The sequence below is a fragment of the Micromonospora sp. AB353 genome, from assembly GCF_049538395.1.
GTDB lineage: Bacteria > Actinomycetota > Actinomycetes > Mycobacteriales > Micromonosporaceae > Micromonospora > Micromonospora aurantiaca.
In genome coordinates, this window is record NZ_JBMVFV010000044.1 from 28,590 (window position 1) to 46,241 (window position 17,652).

12 protein-coding genes and 1 pseudogene are annotated in these 17,652 nt (G+C 75.5%); 8 read left to right on the plus strand and 5 right to left on the minus strand.

Annotated elements, in window-relative coordinates; all coding sequences use genetic code 11:
* The first annotated feature begins 124 nt into the window (after positions 1-124).
* Positions 125-775 (plus strand): LysE family translocator, encoded by a 651-nt coding sequence (locus ACPCK6_RS18790; protein ID WP_396882989.1) that lies wholly within the window; start codon positions 125-127, stop codon positions 773-775.
* Between the two features lie 49 nt (positions 776-824).
* On the opposite strand, the gene ACPCK6_RS18795 is transcribed toward ACPCK6_RS18790, so the two are convergent.
* Complete coding sequence (locus ACPCK6_RS18795; RefSeq protein WP_423481759.1) at positions 825-2,825, minus strand: beta-galactosidase; 2,001 nt, start codon at positions 2,823-2,825, stop codon at positions 825-827.
* A gap of 115 nt (positions 2,826-2,940) precedes the next feature.
* Between ACPCK6_RS18795 and ACPCK6_RS18800 the strand changes: the two genes are divergently transcribed.
* The 5 genes from ACPCK6_RS18800 (at position 2,941) to ACPCK6_RS18820 (ending at position 12,380) form a co-directional block, all read left to right on the plus strand.
* On the plus strand, positions 2,941-5,304 hold the full coding sequence (locus tag ACPCK6_RS18800; protein WP_423481760.1) for a TIM-barrel domain-containing protein: 2,364 nt from the start codon (positions 2,941-2,943) through the stop codon (positions 5,302-5,304).
* A 47-nt stretch (positions 5,305-5,351) separates the two neighbouring features.
* Positions 5,352-6,548 carry an ROK family transcriptional regulator gene (locus ACPCK6_RS18805; protein ID WP_423481761.1) on the plus strand — a complete coding sequence of 399 codons (1,197 nt, stop codon included), beginning with the start codon at positions 5,352-5,354 and terminating at the stop codon, positions 6,546-6,548.
* A 236-nt stretch (positions 6,549-6,784) separates the two neighbouring features.
* Complete coding sequence (locus ACPCK6_RS18810) at positions 6,785-9,190, plus strand: beta-glucosidase family protein (protein ID WP_423481762.1); 2,406 nt, start codon at positions 6,785-6,787, stop codon at positions 9,188-9,190.
* On the plus strand, positions 9,187-10,206 hold the full coding sequence (locus ACPCK6_RS18815) for a LacI family DNA-binding transcriptional regulator (RefSeq protein WP_423481763.1): 1,020 nt from the start codon (positions 9,187-9,189) through the stop codon (positions 10,204-10,206). Before ACPCK6_RS18810 ends, ACPCK6_RS18815 begins: the two co-directional genes overlap by 4 nt.
* A complete protein-coding gene (locus ACPCK6_RS18820) occupies positions 10,203-12,380 on the plus strand; it encodes a glycoside hydrolase family 95 protein (protein ID WP_423481764.1) in 2,178 nt (725 codons plus the stop codon). Before ACPCK6_RS18815 ends, ACPCK6_RS18820 begins: the two co-directional genes overlap by 4 nt.
* Here the strand turns inward: ACPCK6_RS18820 and ACPCK6_RS18825 are convergent.
* From ACPCK6_RS18825 to ACPCK6_RS18840, 4 genes are read right to left on the minus strand one after another with little or no spacing between them, the layout of a single operon-like run.
* Positions 12,377-12,886 (minus strand): NUDIX hydrolase, encoded by a 510-nt coding sequence (locus ACPCK6_RS18825; protein ID WP_423481765.1) that lies wholly within the window; start codon positions 12,884-12,886, stop codon positions 12,377-12,379. The two genes, ACPCK6_RS18820 and ACPCK6_RS18825, sit on opposite strands and share 4 nt — an antisense overlap.
* 10 nt (positions 12,887-12,896) lie before the next feature.
* A complete protein-coding gene (locus ACPCK6_RS18830; protein ID WP_423481766.1) occupies positions 12,897-13,772 on the minus strand; it encodes an SDR family NAD(P)-dependent oxidoreductase in 876 nt (291 codons plus the stop codon).
* Entirely contained in the window at positions 13,769-15,076 is a 1,308-nt protein-coding gene (locus tag ACPCK6_RS18835) for a flavin-containing monooxygenase (protein WP_423481767.1), read from the minus strand. The genes ACPCK6_RS18830 and ACPCK6_RS18835 overlap by 4 nt, the downstream gene beginning before the upstream one ends.
* Positions 15,077-15,130: 54 nt before the next feature.
* Positions 15,131-15,793 carry a TetR/AcrR family transcriptional regulator gene (locus tag ACPCK6_RS18840; protein ID WP_396883001.1) on the minus strand — a complete coding sequence of 221 codons (663 nt, stop codon included), beginning with the start codon at positions 15,791-15,793 and terminating at the stop codon, positions 15,131-15,133.
* Positions 15,794-15,867: 74 nt separating this feature from the next.
* Between ACPCK6_RS18840 and ACPCK6_RS18845 the strand changes: the two genes are divergently transcribed.
* Together ACPCK6_RS18845 and ACPCK6_RS18850 are read left to right on the plus strand one after the other, a co-directional pair.
* Positions 15,868-17,220 carry an MFS transporter gene (locus ACPCK6_RS18845; protein ID WP_423481768.1) on the plus strand — a complete coding sequence of 451 codons (1,353 nt, stop codon included), beginning with the start codon at positions 15,868-15,870 and terminating at the stop codon, positions 17,218-17,220.
* Between the two features lie 12 nt (positions 17,221-17,232).
* A pseudogene (locus tag ACPCK6_RS18850) lies at positions 17,233-17,652 on the plus strand (hypothetical protein); the annotation flags it as partial.

Consider the following 17,652-nt stretch of genomic DNA (forward strand, 5'->3'; position numbering starts at 1 on the left):
ACGGCGACAAATCGGGCACGGACGGCAGTCAACTTCATGATCGACGCAGTGAGGGCGGGAGGGGACAGTGCGGGGCGGCGGGTGGGCGTAGGGTCCGGTTCACGGTCGGCAACGGGGAGGCGACGTGGTCACTGTCGGCGCGGTCATGGGAATCGGTCTGGTGGCGCTCGGTCTGGTGCTCACACCCGGGCCGAACATGGTCTACCTGGTGTCCCGGTCGGTGACGCAGGGGCGGCGGGCCGGGCTGGTGTCGCTGCTCGGCGTGGCGGTCGGCTTCCTGGTCTACCTGGCCGCCGCAGTGGCCGGCATCGCCACCGTGTTCGTGCTGGTCCCGCCGCTGTACACGGCGGTGAAGCTGGCCGGCGCGGCGTACCTGCTGTGGCTGGCCTGGCGGACGTTGCGCCCCGGTGGCGCGTCGGCGTTCACCCCGGCGCCGCTGCCGCCGGACCGGCCCCGGCGCCTGTTCACCATGGGCCTGGTCACCAACCTGCTCAACCCGAAGATCGCCATCCTGTACGTGTCGCTGCTGCCGCAGTTCGTCGACCCGGCGCGCGGGCACGTGGCGGTGCAGAGCCTGCTGCTCGGCCTGACCCAGATCGTCGTGGCGCTGACCGTGAACGCGCTCATCGTGCTGAGCGCCGGTTCGGTGTCGGCGTTCCTGACCCGCCGTCCGGGCTGGGCGCGCGTGCAGCGGTGGGTGATGGGCACGGTGCTTGCCGCGCTCGCGGTGCGGATCGCCGCCGACCGCTCCCGCGCCGCCGTCGCCACCCCCTGACCGGGGTACGCGTCTCAGCGCCCGCCGCCGTCCCACCACCAGTGTCTCGTCACGGGGTCTCCTCGCGTACCACCGCCACGCCGCCCGGCGCCACCGTCCACTCGCCGTCGACAGTCGCGCCGGTGAGCAGCTCGAACCCGGCGGCCGGCACCCGCTGCGGCCGGTCGGTGTGGTTGAGCAGGTAGAGCAGGCCGTCGTGGCGGCGTACCGCCTCGACCCCCTCGGGCGCGCCGGGACAGGCCGGGGTCACGCCGGCGAGCCCTGCTGCCTCGGTGAGCAGCCGCCGGTAGGTGTCGTCGTCGGGGCGGGTGGAGACGTACCAGGCGTACGCGTCGCCGACCCGGTTCCGGGTGATCGCAGGACAGCCGGCCGGCACTCCCCCGGCGTACGCGCTGACCGTCTCCGCGCCGGCCGGGTGCACCGTCTCGGACCAGATCCGGCCGGTCCCGCCGCCGGTCAGCGGCACGTGTTCGTCGTCGGCGAGGGGGTGGAACTCCTCCACCCGCACCCCGAGCAGATCCCGGTACGCGCCCGGGTAGCCGCCGAGGCGTATCCGGGCGTGTTCGTCGGCGACGCCGCTGAGCCAGGTCACCAGCAGGTGCCCGCCGCCGTGGACGTGCCGGCGGACCCAGTCGACTGTGGCGTCGGAGGCCAGGTACAAAGCGGGGAGCACGAGGAGCCGGCAACCGTCGAGCGGGGCGCCGGGTGGCACCACGTCGGCGGTGACGCCCGCGTGCCACAGGGCCCGGTGCGCGGCGGCCGCCTCGCCGGGGTGGTCGAGTGCGTCGCGGGGCATCCCCGGGTGCCGCAGCGCCCAGCCGCTCGCCGCGTCGTACGCGATGGCCACCGCCGCCTGGACGCGGCCCGGCGCGGTCCCGGCGAGCCGGCCCAGCGCGGCGCCCAGGTCGCTGGCCTCGCGGAACACGCGGGTGCCGGCGCCGGCGTGCGACACCACAGCGGAGTGGAAGCGTTCGGCGCCGCCGGCCGGGGCGCGCCACTGGAAGAACATCACGCCGGCGGAGCCGCGCGCGACGTGGGCGAGGCTGTGCCGGGTCATCCGGCCGGGTTCCTTGGTGTGCATGCGCCCGGCGGTGTGGATCTGGTTGGGGGCGCTCTCCATCAGCAGCCACGGCACCGGGCGGCCGGCGCCGTGGCGGGCCCAGCCGCGGGCCAGGTCGGCGGCGAACGCGGACTCCTCCTCGGCGCCCATGCCGGTCGCGGACGGGTAGTGGTCGATCGCGACCAGGTCGACCTCGCGCGCCCAGCGGGCGTGGTCGACCGGCACCCAGTCGCCGAGCACGTAGTTGGTGGTGACCGGCACCGCCGGGTTCGCCGCGCGCAGCAGGTCACGCTGCTCGGTGTACGCGGACAGCAGCGTGTCGGACCAGAAGCGGCGGAAGTCGAGCAGCTGGCCGGGGTTGGCGAGATACTGCGTGGCGCGGGGCGTGCCGACCTGCGCCCAGTCGGAGTAGTGCTGGCTCCAGAAGCTGGTGACCCAGGCGTCGTTCAGCGCGTCGAGGCCGCTGTAGCGGGTGGTGAGCCAGCGGCGGAACGCCGCCTCGGTGTGCGGGCAGTGGCAGGTGGTGCCGTACTCGTTGTGCACGTGCCACAGCGCGAGCGCCGGGTGGTGTGCGTACCGGGCGGCGAGCACCTCGGCGATGCTCCGGGCGGCGTCCCGGTACGCGGGCGCGGCGGCGCAGTAGGTGTCCCGGCTGCCGTGGCTCAGGCGGACGCCGTCGGCGGTGACCGGCAGCGCGTCCGGGTGGCGCAGCGAGAACCACGGCGGCGGCGACGCGGTGGGGGTGGCCAGGGCGGCCCGGATGCCGGCGGTGTGCAGCAGGTCCAGGACGTCGTCGAGCCAGTCGAGCGTGTAGCGGCCGGGTGCGGGTTCCAGCCGGGACCAGGCGAACACGCCGACGGTGACCAGGCCGACCCCGGCGGCGCGCATCAGGGCGACGTCCTCGCGCCACACGTCGGGCGGCCACTGCTCCGGGTTCCAGTCCCCGCCGTAGCAGAGCCGGCCGTCGTCCCACAGCGCTTTAGTTGGCATCCCGGCCAAAATAGGAACAGGTGAGACGGAAAGTCAATGCCGTCGATCATTGACAGTTAGTTGGGCTTCCAAAGAAACTGGCGGGACCGCCCGTGGACGCCGCGAGGAGACGCCCATGCCGTACCGCCCGCCGCTGGTCCCGTACGAGACGTTCGTGGCCGACCCGCCCGACCTGCCGGTCCGCGCCCCCGGCGAGGAGGGCGCCGACGACGTGCTGCGGGCCGCTGTGGCCGCGACCGACGCGCACGGCGTCACGCTCACCGCGACCTGCGCGTCCGGTCGCACGCTGGCCGCGCGCGTCGAGGCGGCCGGGGACGGGATCGTCCGGGTACGCCTCGCCGACGACCTCTCCGTCCGCAGCCGGTCCGCTGCCGCGCTGACGCTGGTCCACCCGCAGCCCCACCCGGCCACCGTGACCGTGGCCGACGGGCACGTCCGGGTGGACGCCGGCGGCGTGGTCGCCGAGGTGCGCCTGGACCCGTGGGGCCTGCGCTTCCTCACCCCCGACGGGCGGCTGCTGCTTGCGTCCGACAGCGGTACGCGGGACATCAGCGGCCGGCGCCGCACGCTGCCGCTCGGCCGCTCCACAGTCGACGGCGAGCCGGCCGCCTGGCACGAGAGCTTCGTGGCGCCAGGCGACGAACGGTTCGTCGGCTTCGGCGAGAAGTTCACGCCGCTGGACAAGCGCGGCCAGCGACCGCTGATGTGGAACTTCGACGCGTTCGGCGGCGAGTCCGACCGCTCACACAAGAACGTGCCGTTCTACCTGTCCGACCGCGGCTACGGCGTCCTCGTCGACAGCGGGCTGCCGGTGCAGTTCGACGTGTGCGCGAGCACCCACAGCAGCGTGCAGATCCTCGTCCCGGACGACCTGCTCGACTACTACGTACTGGCCGGACCCACACCGGAGCGGGTGCTCGACCGGCTCGACGCGCTGACCGGCCGGCCGTACCTGCCGCCGAGGTGGGCGTTCGGCGCCTGGATCTCCTCCGGCTTCTTCCCGGACAGCCAGCAGCGCGTGCGGGAACGGGCCCGGCGCCTGCGTGAGCGGGACATCCCCTGCGACGTGCTGCACCTGGACTGCTACTGGCAGGTCGCCGGGCACTGGTCGGACCTGCGCTGGGACGCCGACGCGTTCCCCGACCCGGACGGGATGCTCAAGGAACTCACCGAGCAGGGCTTCCGGGTGTGCCTGTGGATGAACCCGTACCTGATGACCGGCAGCCCGCTCTACGCCGACGCGGAGGCCGCCGGGTACTTCCTGCGCCGCCCGGACGGCGGCACGTACGTCGCCGACACCTGGCACGGCAGCTACCCGGAATGCGCCATCGTGGACCTCACCAACCCCGCAGCGGTGCGCTGGTTCCAGGGCCTGCTGCGGCCGCTGCTGGCGCAGGGCGTCGCGGCCTTCAAGACCGACTTCGCCGAGGGCGTACCGGCGGACGCGGTCGCGCACAACGGCATGACCGGCGTGGAACTGCACAACGTGTACGCGCTGCTGTTCAACGACGCGGTCGCCGACGTCACCGAGGAGGTCGCCGGGCACCGTACGGTGTGGGCGCGCTCGTCGTACCTGGGCGGGCAGCGGCACAGCGCCCAGTGGAGCGGCGACGTCAACGCCACCTGGCCCGGCATGGCCAGCACGCTGCGCGGCGGCCTGTCGCACGGGCTGTCCGGGGTGCCGTTCTGGAGCCACGACACCGGCGGCTTCCACGGCACCCCCGAACCGGACCTGTACGTACGCTGGACCCAGTTCGGCGCGCTCTCCCCGCTGGTACGGCTGCACGGCACCACCAGCCGGCTGCCGTGGGAGTTCCCGGCCGAGGCGGAACGGCACGCGGTGGACGCGCTGCGGCTGCGCTACCGGCTGCTGCCGTACCTCTGGTCGGCGGCGGTGGCGAGCGCCCGCACCGGCGGCCCGATGATGCGGGCGCTGCTCGTCGACACCCCGGACGACCCGGCCGCCTGGACCGCCGACCTCCAGTACCGCCTCGGCCCCGACCTGCTGGTGGCGCCGGTGCTCGACCCGTCCGGCGAACGCGCCGTCTACCTGCCGGCGGGCGACGACTGGCTCGACGCGTACACCGGGCAGCGGCACCCCGGCGGCCGGCACCTGCGGGTGCGCGTGCCGCTGGACCGGCTGCCGCTGTACGTGCGGCACGGCGCGCTGATCCCCACGGTGGCGCCCGCGCCGACGGCCGGGACCGGCCCGTTCCGGGACGTCACGCTGGTGGCCTGGGGCGGCGTCGACGCCGTGAGCGTGGTGCGGGACCCCGACGGCGACACCACGATCACCGCCGTCCGCGACGGCGACACGCTACGCGTACGCGTGGACGGCCCGCTCGACGTCCGGCGGGTCAGCGTGGTCGGGGAGGATCCGCCGCGCCGGGTGGTGCTCGACGGCGAGCCGGTCCCGGTGACACCGTTCGCGCCGTGGTTCGGCGGCCCGGCCCGGCCGGCCGGAATCTCGCCCATTTAGTTTAAGCTGTAGCCGAACTCGGGCCGGGCGCAGGAGGCGGGCAGTACGTGATCAGCATCGACCGGCCGACGGCCGACCTCGGCGACGTGCGGGTGACCAACCGCGCCGCCGTACTCCGGCACGTCCGCCGCCACGCCCCCTGCTCCCGGGCCGACGTCGCCGCGCGCACCGGGCTGAACAAGGCCACCGTCTCCAGCCTGGTCGCCGAACTGATCGAGCACGGCCTGCTGCGCGAGACCGGGCTGACCGAGAACCGGGTGGGCCGCCCGGCCACCATGCTCGTGCTCGACGGCTCCCGCTACGCCGGGCTCGGCCTGCGCGTCGGCGCGGACGAACTGGTGGCGGTCGCCGCCGGGCTGGGCGGCGACCCGGTGCTCACCTGGCGGCGCGCGTTCCCCGCCGCCACCGCCGGTCCCGACGAGACGGTGAAGGCGCTCGCCGCGCTGGTCCGGCGGGCCGTCACCCGCATCGGCGCCGAGCGCACCGTGCTCGGCCTGACCGTCGCCGTGCCGGGGCTGGTCGACCCGGACGGCGACGTGCCGGCCGCCCCGGCGCTCGGCTGGCGCGGCGTGCCGCTTGCCGCGTCGATGCGCCGCGCGCTACGCGACAGGGGTTTCCCCGTCACCGTCGACACCGAGGCCAACCTCGCCGTGCTGGCCGAGCGGCGGCACGGCCCGTACGCCGCCACCACCGACCTGGTGCACCTCACCGGCGGCCCGGCGATCGGCGCGGGCCTGATCAGCGGCGGCCGGCTGCTGCGCGGCGGCCGCGGCTTCGCCGGCGACGTCGGGCACCTGCCGCTGGCCGCTGACGGCCCGCCCTGCGACTGCGGGCGGCGCGGCTGCCTCACCGCGCTCCTCGGCGTGGACGCGGTGATCGGCCGGCTGCTGCCGGACGCCGGGCCGGTCACCGACCACCTGCCGGAGATCGAACGGATCCAGGCCCTGGCCCGCGCCGGGGACGAGCCGGTACGGACCGGGCTCACCGAGATCGGCCGGCTGCTCGGGCAGGCGGCGTCGGTGCTGTCCGGGCTGCTCGACCCGGAGGTGGTGGTGGTCGGTGGCCACCTGGCGGCGCTCGCGCCGTGGATGCTGCCGGCCGCCCACGCCGAACTGGCCGCCCGCACACCCGTCCCGCCCGGCGTACGGCTGGAGGCCAGCACGCTCGGGTCCGCGGCCGGCGCGCTGGGCGGGGCCACCGCCGCACTGGCCACAGTGGAGGCGGGACGCCTGCCCGCCGGATGACCCCTTGACCGCACCGGCCGGAAGGTGTCAACCTCGGTAGCGCCGCGTTCCGGGACCGGGCAACCTGCGAAGCGGCGTGTTTCTCGGCGGTTGTCGAAGCGCTTCACCACCGCTCCGGGCCGACATCGCCGCCCCCACCACCACCCCTTTTCGCGTACGCGCCGCATCACCGGCCCGTTCGTCGAAGCGCTTCGACGAACGGGTGGCGGCCCGGACGCCGACCGGAGGCGCCCACCATGACCGACCCCGTCCCCCACCGTCTCGACGACCTGCTGGCCCGGCTCACCCTGCCGGAGAAGCTCGGCCTGCTGCACCAGTGGCAGGCGCCGGTGCCCCGGCTCGGCCTGCGCGCGTTCCGCACCGGCACCGAGGCGCTGCACGGCGTCGCGTGGCTCGGCACCGCCACCGTCTTCCCGCAGGCGATCGGCCTGGCCGCGAGCTGGAACCCGGACCTGATCCGGGCGGTCGGGGCCGCCGTCGGCGACGAGGTACGCGTCAAGCACCGGGCCGACCCGGACCGCGTCGGCCTCAACGTGTGGGCGCCGGTGGTCAACCCGCTGCGCGACCCCCGATGGGGGCGCAACGAGGAGGGCTGGTCCGAGGATCCGTGGCTGACCGGCCGGCTCGCCACCGCGTACGCGCTGGGGCTGCGCGGTGACCACCCGATCCGGCTGCGGACCGCGCCGACGCTCAAGCACTTCCTCGGCTACAACAACGAGACCGACCGGGCCACCACCTCCAGCGACCTGCCGCCGCGCGTGCTGCACGAGTACGAGCTGCCGGCGTTCCGTGCTCCCCTGGCGGCAGGCGCGGCGGTGGCGGTGATGGCGTCGTACAACCTGGTCGACGGCGTACCGGCGCACCTGAGCCCACTGATCGAGGGTGAGCTGCGCGGCTACGCCGACGACGAGATCATGGTGGTCGGTGACGCCGGGGCGGTCGGCAACATCGCCGGCGTGCAGGAGTACCTGCCCGACCACGTGGCCGGCTTCGCCGCCGCGCTGCGCGCCGGGATCGACAGCTTCACCGAGGACGACGAGGACAGCAGCCCCACAGTGGAACGTCTCACCGAGGCGCTGGCGCGCGGGCTGATCGAGCCCTCCCACGTGGACCGGGCGGTGCGGCGGATCCTGTCCGTGCGGTCGCGGCTGGGCGACCTGGCCCCGGACCCCCACGACGACGTGCCGCCGGACACGCTCGACAGCCTCGCCCACCGGGAACTCGCCCGGGAGGCCGCCCGCCAGTCGGTGGTGCTGCTGCGCAACGACGGTCTGCTGCCGCTGCGCCCCGGCACCCGGGTCGCGGTGCTCGGCCCGCTCGCCGACACCGTGCTCACCGACTGGTACAGCGGCACCCCGCCGTACGCGATCAGCCCGTACGCCGGGGTGCTCGGACGGCTGCCCGCGGTGACCACCCACCCCGGCACCGACCGGATCACCCTGCACGTCGGTGACCGGGCGGTACGCCTCGACGACGGCCCGCTGGCGCTCGGCGGCACGGCGGCCGAGTTCGACGTGGTCGACTGGGGGCAGGACGTGGTGGCGCTGCGCGCCGTGGACACCGGCCGGTACGTCGGCGCCGACGACACCGGGGCGCTCGTCGCCGACCGCGACGGACCGGGCGGCTGGGTGGTACGCGAGACGTTCCGCCTGCACCACCGGCCCGACGGCACCGCGCTGCTGCACCACCTCGCCACCGGCCGGCACGTCGGCGTCACATCTGACGGACGGCTGAGCGTCGCCACCGGCGACCCGGCCGTGTTCACCGTGACGCTGCTCGTCGACGGTGCCGCCGCTGCCGCCGCGCTCGCGGCCGCCGCCGACGTGGCGGTGGTGGTGCTCGGCAACCACCCGATGGTCAACGGCCGGGAGACCGAGGACCGCGCCGACCTGGCGCTGCCCACCGGCCAGGCGGAACTGCTGCGGGCCGTGCACGCCGCGAACCCGCGTACCGTGCTGGCGCTGACCAGCAGCTACCCGTACGCGGTGGGCTGGGCGCAGGAGCACGTGCCGGCCGTGCTGTGGAGCGCCCACGGTGGACAGGAGCACGGCAACGGGCTGGCGGACGTGCTGCTCGGCGCCGCCGACCCGGGCGGGCGGCTCACCCAGACCTGGTACGCCGACGCCGCCGAACTGCCCGACCTGCTCGACTACGACGTCATCGGCGCCGACGCCACCTACCTGTACCACCGGGGTGAGCCGCTGTACCCGTTCGGGCACGGGCTCAGCTACGCCACGTTCGACTACGCTGACCTCCGGTTGAGCACCACCACGGCGCACGCCGGCGAGGAGGTGGAGGTGAGCGTCGAGGTCACCAACACGGGCCGCCGCCCGGGCACCGAGGTCGTGCAGCTCTACACCCGGCAGCGGCGCTCCCGGGTCAAGCAGCCGCTGCGGCAGTTGCGCGACTTCGCCCGCGTCACGCTCGACCCCGGCTGCGCCACCCGCGTGACGCTGCGCCTGCGTACCGCCGATCTGGCCTGGTGGGACGAGACCCGCGCCGCGATGGTGGTGGAGGACGCCGTCCACTCCGTGCTCGTCGGCCGGTCCGCGCGCGACATCCGGCTCGCCGGCACGCTGACCGTGACCGGCGGCGACGCCACCGCCGAGCCGGCGGACTCCCGCATCGGAGCGGCCCGGTGAGCGGGCGCACCCCGGGTGAGCAGGTCACCATCGCCGACGTGGCCCGCCACGCCGGGGTGGCCGCCAGCACCGTGTCGTACGTGCTCAGCGGCAAACGCACCATCTCGGCCACCACCCGCGGACGGGTGCTCGCCAGCGTCCGCGCGCTGGGCTACCACCCGCACGCCGGGGCCCGCGCGCTGGCCAGCCGCAAGGCGAACGTGATCGCGCTGGTGCTGCCGCTGCGTACCGGCATGCAGGTACCCGTGGTGATGCGCTTCGCCACCGCAGTGGTCACCACCGCCCGCCGCCACGACCACGACGTGCTGCTGGTCACCGCCGACGAGGGACCGGCCGGGCTGCACCGCATCGCCGGCAGCGCGCTCGTCGACGGCGTGCTGCTGATGGACGTGGAGCTGGAGGACTCCCGGGTGCCGCTACTGCGGGAGCTGGCGCTGCCGGGTGTCCTGATCGGGCACCCCGCCGACAGCACCGGGCTGGCCTGCGTGGACCTCGACTTCCGGCGCGCCGGTGAGCTGTGCGTGGAACACCTGGCCGCCGCCGGGCACCGGCGGATCGCGCTGCTCGGCGCCCCGGCGGCGGTCTACGACCGGGGCACCGGGTTCGCCCACCGCACCCGCTCCGGGGTACGCGCCGCCGCCGAGCGGCTCGGCGTCGACGCGGTGACCCGCCCCTGCGAGGAGGGACCGGCCGCGGTACGCCGCGATCTGGAGGCGCTGCTCGCCGACCACCCGGACGTCACCGGGCTGGTGGTGCAGAACGAATCGGCCGTCGGGCCGGTGCTCGCCACGCTGCCGCTGCTGGGCCGCCGGGTGCCGCGCGACGTGTCGGTGGTCGCGATCTGCCCGGACGAGCTGGCCGAACAATCAGGGCTCACCTGCGTACCGGTGCCCGCCGAGGAGGTCGGCCGGCAGGCGGTGGCGTTGCTGATGCGGCGGTTGAGCGGCGAGGGAGTGCCGGAGGTGACGTTGCTGGAACCGCACCTGACCGTGCGGGACACCAGCGCCCCCCGGTGACGGCGCACCGCATCCACGACACCGCACCGGCCGGCGACTGGACGGACGCGTTCCTCACCGGCAACGGCGAGCTGGGACTGATGGTCCACGGGCGGCCGCACGCGGAACGGATCGTGGTGAACCACCACCGGCTCGTCCTGCCGAACGGCACCCGGGACGCCCGCGCGCCCGAGCTGGCCGGCCGGATGCCGCACATCCGCGCGCTGGTGCTCGCCGGACGCCGGGCCGAGGCCGCCCGGCTGCTCACCGGCGGCCGGGAACTGGAGTGGACCCAGTCGTTCCACCCCGGGTACGCGCTCACCGTCGACGCCGCGCCCGGACCGGTACGCGACTACCGGCGCGATACCGACTTCACCACCGGGGAGGTGACCGTCGAATGGTCGGGCGGGCGGCGGCGCTGCTTCGCGTCCCGCGCCGACGGTGTCGCGGTGCTGCACCTCGACCAGGGCGACTGCGTGGTGGGGGCGACGGGTGAGCTGCCCGGCAAGCCGGCCGACGTGCTGTACGAGCACGCCGCGTACCGCCGCGACGGGCTGGTGTTCCTGCGCGTACGCGCCCGCTACCCCGACGCCGGCGGCGCGTGGGGGTTCGAGGGGCTGACGCTGCTGCGCGGCGACGTGACCGTCGACGGCGACCGGGTGCGGGTACGCGGACCGGCGCTGCTCAGCACGCTCGTGGACCGGCCGGACGCGCCGCCGTGGCGTACCCGGGCGTCGGAACGACGGCTCGCCGCGCTCGCCGGGGACTACGGCACGCTGCTGGCGCGGCACGTGCCGCGTCATCGCGGCCCGTACACCCGGGTCGGCCTGGACCTCGGCGTGGCCGCCGCCGACCGGGCGCTACCAGTCGGTGAGCTGCTGGCCCGGCAGGCCGCCGCGCCGGACCGGCTGGACCCGGTGCTGCTGGAACGGCTGTTCCACTCCGGCCGGTACCTGCTGTTCAGCGCGGCCGGGGTGCTGCCGCCCCGGCTGACCGGGCTGTGGCTGGGCTCCTGGGACGCGGCGTGGGCCGGTGACTTCACCACCGACGCGAACCTGAACCTGCAACTGGCGGGTGCGAACGTGGGCGCGCTGCCGGAGGTGACAGCGGCGCACGCCCGGCTGGTCGCCGCCCAGGTGGACCACTGGCGCGCCAACGCCCGCGCCGTGTACGGGGCACGCGGCCTGCTGGCGCCCAGCCGCACCGACGGCGAGCACGGGCACCTGTTCCACGTCCACCCCGACTGGCCGTTCACCGCGTGGCTCGCCGGGGCGGACTGGCTGCTGCACCCGCTGCACGAACACCACCTGGTCACCGGTGAGCCGCTGGGCGAGGTGGCCGGCTGGCTGGCCGAGGTGGCGGACTTCTTCGCCGACGTGCTGACCGCAGTGGACGGGCGGCCGGCGCTGGTGCCGTCGTACTCGCCGGAGACCGGCCCGTACGACGGCACCGGCCGGACCGCGCCGGTCGCAATCAACGCCACCATGGACGTCGCGGCGGCCCGGCACGCGCTGCGGCTGGCCGCCGAGGTGACCGGCGAGGACCGGTGGGCCGAGGTGCGGCCGCCGGACTACCTGGTAGACGGGCGCGGCGCGCTCGCCGAGTGGGCGTGGCCCGGCAGCACCGGCGACGAGGACCACAGGCATGTCAGCCACCTGTATCCGGTGTGGCCGCTGCACGACATCGACAGGGACGACACCCCGGAGCTGGCCGTCGCCGCCCATCGGGCGCTGACGCTGCGCGGCGACGAGAACCGGTCCGCGCACGGCAGCCTGCACCGGGCGCTGGCGGCGGCACGGCTGCGCGACGGCGACCTGGTCGCGGCGAACCTGCGCAAGATCCTCGGCGCGGACATGTTCTTCCGGTCGCTGATGAGCGCGCACAACCCGGGCCGGACCACGTACAACGCCGACGCCGCGCACGCGCTCCCGGCGGTGCTGATCGAGTCGCTGGTGCAGTCGCGCCCGGGGACGCTGCGGCTGCTCCCCGCGCCGTTACCGGGCCTGCCCTCGGGCACGCTGCGCGGCGTCACCTGCCGGGGCCGGGTCGTCGTCGAGGAGCTGACCTGGGCGCCGGGCCGGGTGCGGGCGCGACTGGCGTCGCCGGTGGCGCAGCGCGTCGTCGTGCACGCGCCCGGCGGCCACCGTGCGGTGGATCTGGCCCCGGACCGGCCGTACGAGGTGGCGTTCGGCTAGAGGTTGTCGGGCTGGTGCAGCGCCGGGTGACTCTCGCCCGGTGCGGCGTACCAGGGCGGGGCGTCGTCGGTGAGCGCGGTGCCGATCCGCAGCCGCGCCCAGTCGTCCAGGTCGGGCAGCGCATCCGGGGCGAACCAGGCCACCGCCAGCGACTCGTCGCCGTCGGCGGTCGGCGCCCCGCCGACCGCCCGGCAGCGGAACCAGATGTTCAGGTATTCGCAGGCGTCGCCGTTGGGGTACACCACCGGGTGGGTGGCGACACCGGCGAGCCGGTCGATCGCCACCTTGACGCCGGTCTCCTCGTGGACCTCCCGCACCAGCGCGTCGGCCGGCTGCTCGCCCGGGTCGACGGTGCCGGCCGGGACCGACCAGCGGCCGTTGTCGCCCCGGCGGGCCAGCAGCACGCGTCCCGCGTCGTCGGTGACCACGCCGCTGACGCCGTACAGCATGAGCAGGTCGTGGCCGACGTGGCGGCGCAGCCGGGTGATGTAGGGCGAGACGGCCATGCCGAGCAGGCTACCGGCGGTCCTGCCGGTGCCGCCGGACCATGCCCTCGGCCAGCGCCGCACCGTCGAGGTCACCGGCGGCCAGCCTTGTGGCGACGGTACGGCGCACCATCCGGTCGGCCAGCGCGGGTGCGTGCCGGGCCAGCGCCAGTTCGATCCGGCCGCGCCGGGTGGTGGCCACGTCCCGTGGCGCGCGCCGGGCGGTGGCGGCGCGCAGGATCGCCGACACCACCCCCTCGACCGGCTCCGGGCGGGACACCCCGCTCAGCGACAGCCCGGCCGCCACAGTGCTGTCGTGGATCGGGGAGGCGACCATGCTCGGGTAGACGACGCTGACGCCCACGTGGGTGCCTACTTCGTGGCGCAGCGCGTCGGCGTACGCGACGAGCGCCCGCTTGCTGACCCCGTACGCGGCTGCGAGGGGCAGCGGCAGCACCGCCATCCGGCTGGCCACGAAGATCACCCGGCCCCGGGACGCCTCCAGGGCCGGCATCGCGGCGGCGGTGGTGCGCCAGGCGGCGAGCAGGTTCACCTCGATCTGGCGGCGTACCACCTCGTCCGGGGGCAGCTCGGCGGGCGCGGGCCCGCCCACACCGGCGTTGTTGATCAGCAGGTCCAGCCCGCCGAGCCGCTCGACCGCGGCGGCCACCGCCGGTGGCGTCGCGGCCGGGTCGGTCAGGTCGACGCCGAGTACCGGCGGTGTGGCGTCGGGGTCGGCGTGCAGGTCCAGCCCGACCACGTGGGCGCCGGCGGCGGTGAGCGCGGCGCCCAGGTGCTGCCCGAACGTGCCCCGGGCGCCGGTGACCAGCACCCGACGCCCGGCCAGCCCGCTCACCGGGTCGGTCCGCTGCGGGCCGGCGGCCGGTTCCCGGCCTGCCGCGCTCATCGTCCCGCTCCCGCGCGGCGCCGGCCGGCGGCCAGTTCGCGGCCCAGTTCGGCCAGGTAGACGTCGAAGTCGACGCGCATGTGCGGGCGGCGCTGCCCCCATCGGGCGGTGGCGGCGCGCAGTTCCTCGCGGCAGGCGGCGGCCTGCCGGGCCGGTTCCGGTGGCGTCCAGGTGCCGGCCAGTCGCGCGGCCACCAGGCGGGCCTGCGCCTCGACCAGGGGGAAGGCCGCGCCGGTGGACTGCATGAGCCCGACGAACGCCAGACCGGGGGCGTCCAGGTGGAACACGTGCCGGTACAGCGGCAGCCGGTCGGCGCCGTCGCCGAGCAGCGCCGGGTCGAGGAACGGCATCTCGACCCGGTAGCCGGTGCACCAGACGACCAGGTCGACATCGTCGTGGCGGCCGTCGGTGAACTCGACCCGGTCGCCGTCGAAGCGGGCGATGCCGGGCCGGGCCTGGATGTCGCCGTGGGTGAGCCGGGACAGCAGCGCGTCGGACAGCGTCGGGTGGTCCTGGAGGAAGCCGTGCGCCGGTGCTGGTAGCCCGTACCGGGTGGGCGGCCCGACCGCAGTGGTGATCATGGTCTGGCTGATCCGCTGGCGCAGCCGCCAGGGCAGCCGGCGGGCCAGTGCGCCGTTGAGCGTGTCCGACGGGCGGCCGAGCAGGTACTTGGGCACCACCCAGACGCCGCGGCGCAGCGACAGCAGCGTCCGTTCGGCGGCGTACGAGGCGTCGACGGCGATGTCCATGGCGGAGTTTCCGCCGCCGACCACCAGGACACGGCGGCCGGCGAGCTGCTCCGGGCCGCGGTAGTCGTGGCTGTGCATCTGCTCGGCGGTGCACTCGCCCGGGTACGGCTCGGGCCGCTTCGGCACCCGGTTGTGCCCGTTGGCGACCACCACCGCCTCGACGTCGACAGCGACCGGGCCGTCCGGTCCGGTGGCGCGCACCCGCCAGCCGTCGGCGGTGCGGGTGACCCGCTCGACGGTGTGCCGCAGCCGTACCGCCTCGCGCAGCCCGAACCGGTCCGCGTAGTCGCCGAGGTAGCCGGCGACGCGGGTGTGGTCGGGGTAGTCGGGCCAGTCGGCGGGCATCGGGTGGTCGGCGAACTCGGTGCGCCCCTTGCTGGTGTTCAGGTGCAGCGTGCGGTACGCGGGCGAGCCGGGTGCGCCGTACACCCAGAGGCCGCCGAGCGTGTCCGCCGCCTCGAACGCCACCGCCGGGACACCGGCGTCGGCGAGCGCCTTGAGCGTGGCCAGCCCGGCGGCTCCGGCGCCGACGACAGCGACCCTGGGTGTGGCCATACCCGCCTCCTTAATCCAACGACCGATGGATAATCCCCGGAGCGCGGGCCGGCGTCAAGGGCGGGTGCCTCCCGGGCCGCCGGCGTACAGCGCGTCGAGGAACCGGTGCACGAACGCCCGGAACTCCCGGCGCTCCCGCGCCCCCGAACCGGTCCCGGCGGCGATCGCCACCACGTGCCCGTGCACCGCCCAGACCAGGGAACGCACCGTCACGTGCGGGGTCGGCTCGGTCAGCGCGCCGGCTCCGGACGCCGCCACCAGCAGTTCCTCGACCAGCCCGTACAGCGGGGCGGCGTAGCGGCGGTCCAGTTCGCCGTGCCGCTGCGGCTCCAGCCAGCGGCGCAGCCACAGCGCTGTCGTCTCCGGCCGGTCCTCCAGGAAGTCGACGAACACGTCGACCAGGTCGTGCAGCGCGCGCAGCGCATCCTGCGGACCCGCTGCCAGGGCCGCCCGGGCACGTTCCCCGGCCGCCTCGATCACCTCCCGCTCGGCGCTGAACACCCGGGCGAAGCAGGCGTCGTAGAGCTGCGCCTTGGTGCCCGTGTGATGCACGACGGTGGCCGCGTCCACGCCCGCCGCGGCGGCGACGTCGCGGACGCTCACCGCGTCGAAGCCCCGTTCGGCGAACAACGCGGTGGCGGCGGCGAGCACCAGGTCACGGGTCGGCCGCTGGTCGTCGCGGCGGGGCCGGCCCGGACGGCGGCGGGGCGTGGTCATCCGGCCATTGTTACCCCTACAATCCAGCAACCGTTGGATTGGGGGGCGGCGCGCCCCGAGGACAGGAGACCGCCATGACCGGGCTGGATCAGCGCTCCGACGCGGTCACCCTGCCGCGCGGCCCGCTCGCCGGGTTCGCCACCGGCTCGCTCGGCATGGGCGTGTGGGTCACCGTGCCCGGGCTGCTGCTGCTCTACTTCCTGACCGACGTGCTGGCCGTCGCGCCGTGGCTCGCCGGGCTCACGCTGCTGCTGCCGAAGATCGCCGACGTGCTGCTGCACCCGTGGATCGGGCACCGCTGCGACGTGGAGCAGGCCCGCCGGGGCCACCGCCGCCGGCTGCTGCTGGCCGGATGCGCGCTGCCGCTGGCGTTCGCCGCCCTGTTCGCGGTGCCCGGCGGCCTCACCGGCGCCGCCGCGGCCGGCTGGGTGGCGGTGTTCTTCGTCGTCGGCAACCTGCTGTTCGCCGCGTACCAGGTGCCCTACCTGGCGACCCCGGCGGACCTGCGGATCGGCTACCACGAGCGGACCCGCCTGATGGCGTTCCGGATGGTGGTGCTGACGCTCGGCATCCTGGTCTCCGGGCTGCTCGCGCCGCTGCTGGCCGGCGGTGACGACGCCACCCGCGACGGTTATCTGCGGATGGGGGTGGTGCTGGCGGCCGGGATGCTCGCCGCGATGCTGGTCGGTGTCGCCGGGATCGGCCGGCTGCGCCGCACCGCCGCCGACACGGCCCCGCCGCACGGCCCGGGCGGGTGGCGGGCGCTGGCGGCGAGCCTGCGGGACCGGCAGTTCCGCTGGCTGGTCGGCGCGTACCTGGCCATGTCCACCACCACCCACCTGGTACTCGCCGGGGTGCCCTACTACGCCGAGTACGAGCTGGGCCGTCCCGGTCTCACCACGGTGCTGGTGGCCGCGTTCGTCGCACCGGCGCTGCTGGTCACCCCCGGCTGGCTGGCGGTGGCGCGGCGGATCGGCAAGCAACGTGCCCTGCTCGCCGGGCAGGCCGCGTTCGCCGCCGGGTCGCTGGTGCTGGCGATCGGCCGTCCCGCCGGGCTGCCGGTGCTGGTGGCAGCCGTGGCGGTGCTGGGGGTGGCGTTCGCCGGCATGCAGCTGCTGCCGTTCTCGATGCTGCCCGACGTGATCCGCGCGGCCGGCGGCACCGAGCGGGCCGGCACGTACACCGGGGTGTGGACCGCCACCGAGGCCACCGGCGCCGCGCTGGGCCCCTACGCGTACGCGCTGTGCCTCGCCGCAGGCGGGTTCGTGGCCTCGACCGCCGGGCAGACCGTGACCCAGTCCCCGGCCGCGCTGGACGCGCTGCGCTACGGCTTCGGGCTGCTGCCCGCCGCCGTGATGGTGGTCGCGGTGCTGCTGCAACGCCGCTACACCCTCGACGGCACGGCCCGCGCGGACGCGGCCCACTAGACTTCGCCCCCGATGGACGCCGAGCCCGCCACCGACACCCGACCCTGCGCCCACTGCGGACGCGACGTGCCGCAGCGCGTCGGCGCGGGCCGCCCGTTCCGCTACTGCCGGGACAACGACGGCGCCTGCCAGCGGGCCGCCCGCAACTCGCGGATGCGTCACCGCAACTCCCCCGGCCTGCCCGGGCAGGTGGCGCGCACCTGGGAGGCGGTGGACCGGCTCGACCAGATCGTGGAGACGCTCACCGAGGCGCTGCACGCCGAGCTGTCCCCTGCGGGTGTGGAGCGGCAGCTCGCCGAGCTGCGCGCGGAAACCGCCGCGCAGGTGGCCGCGGCGCACGCCGAACGCGACGAGGCCCGCCGCGAGGCCGAGGACGCGACCGCGGCGTCGGCCCGCGACCGGCAGCAGGCCCGCGCCGCGTACGCCGACCGC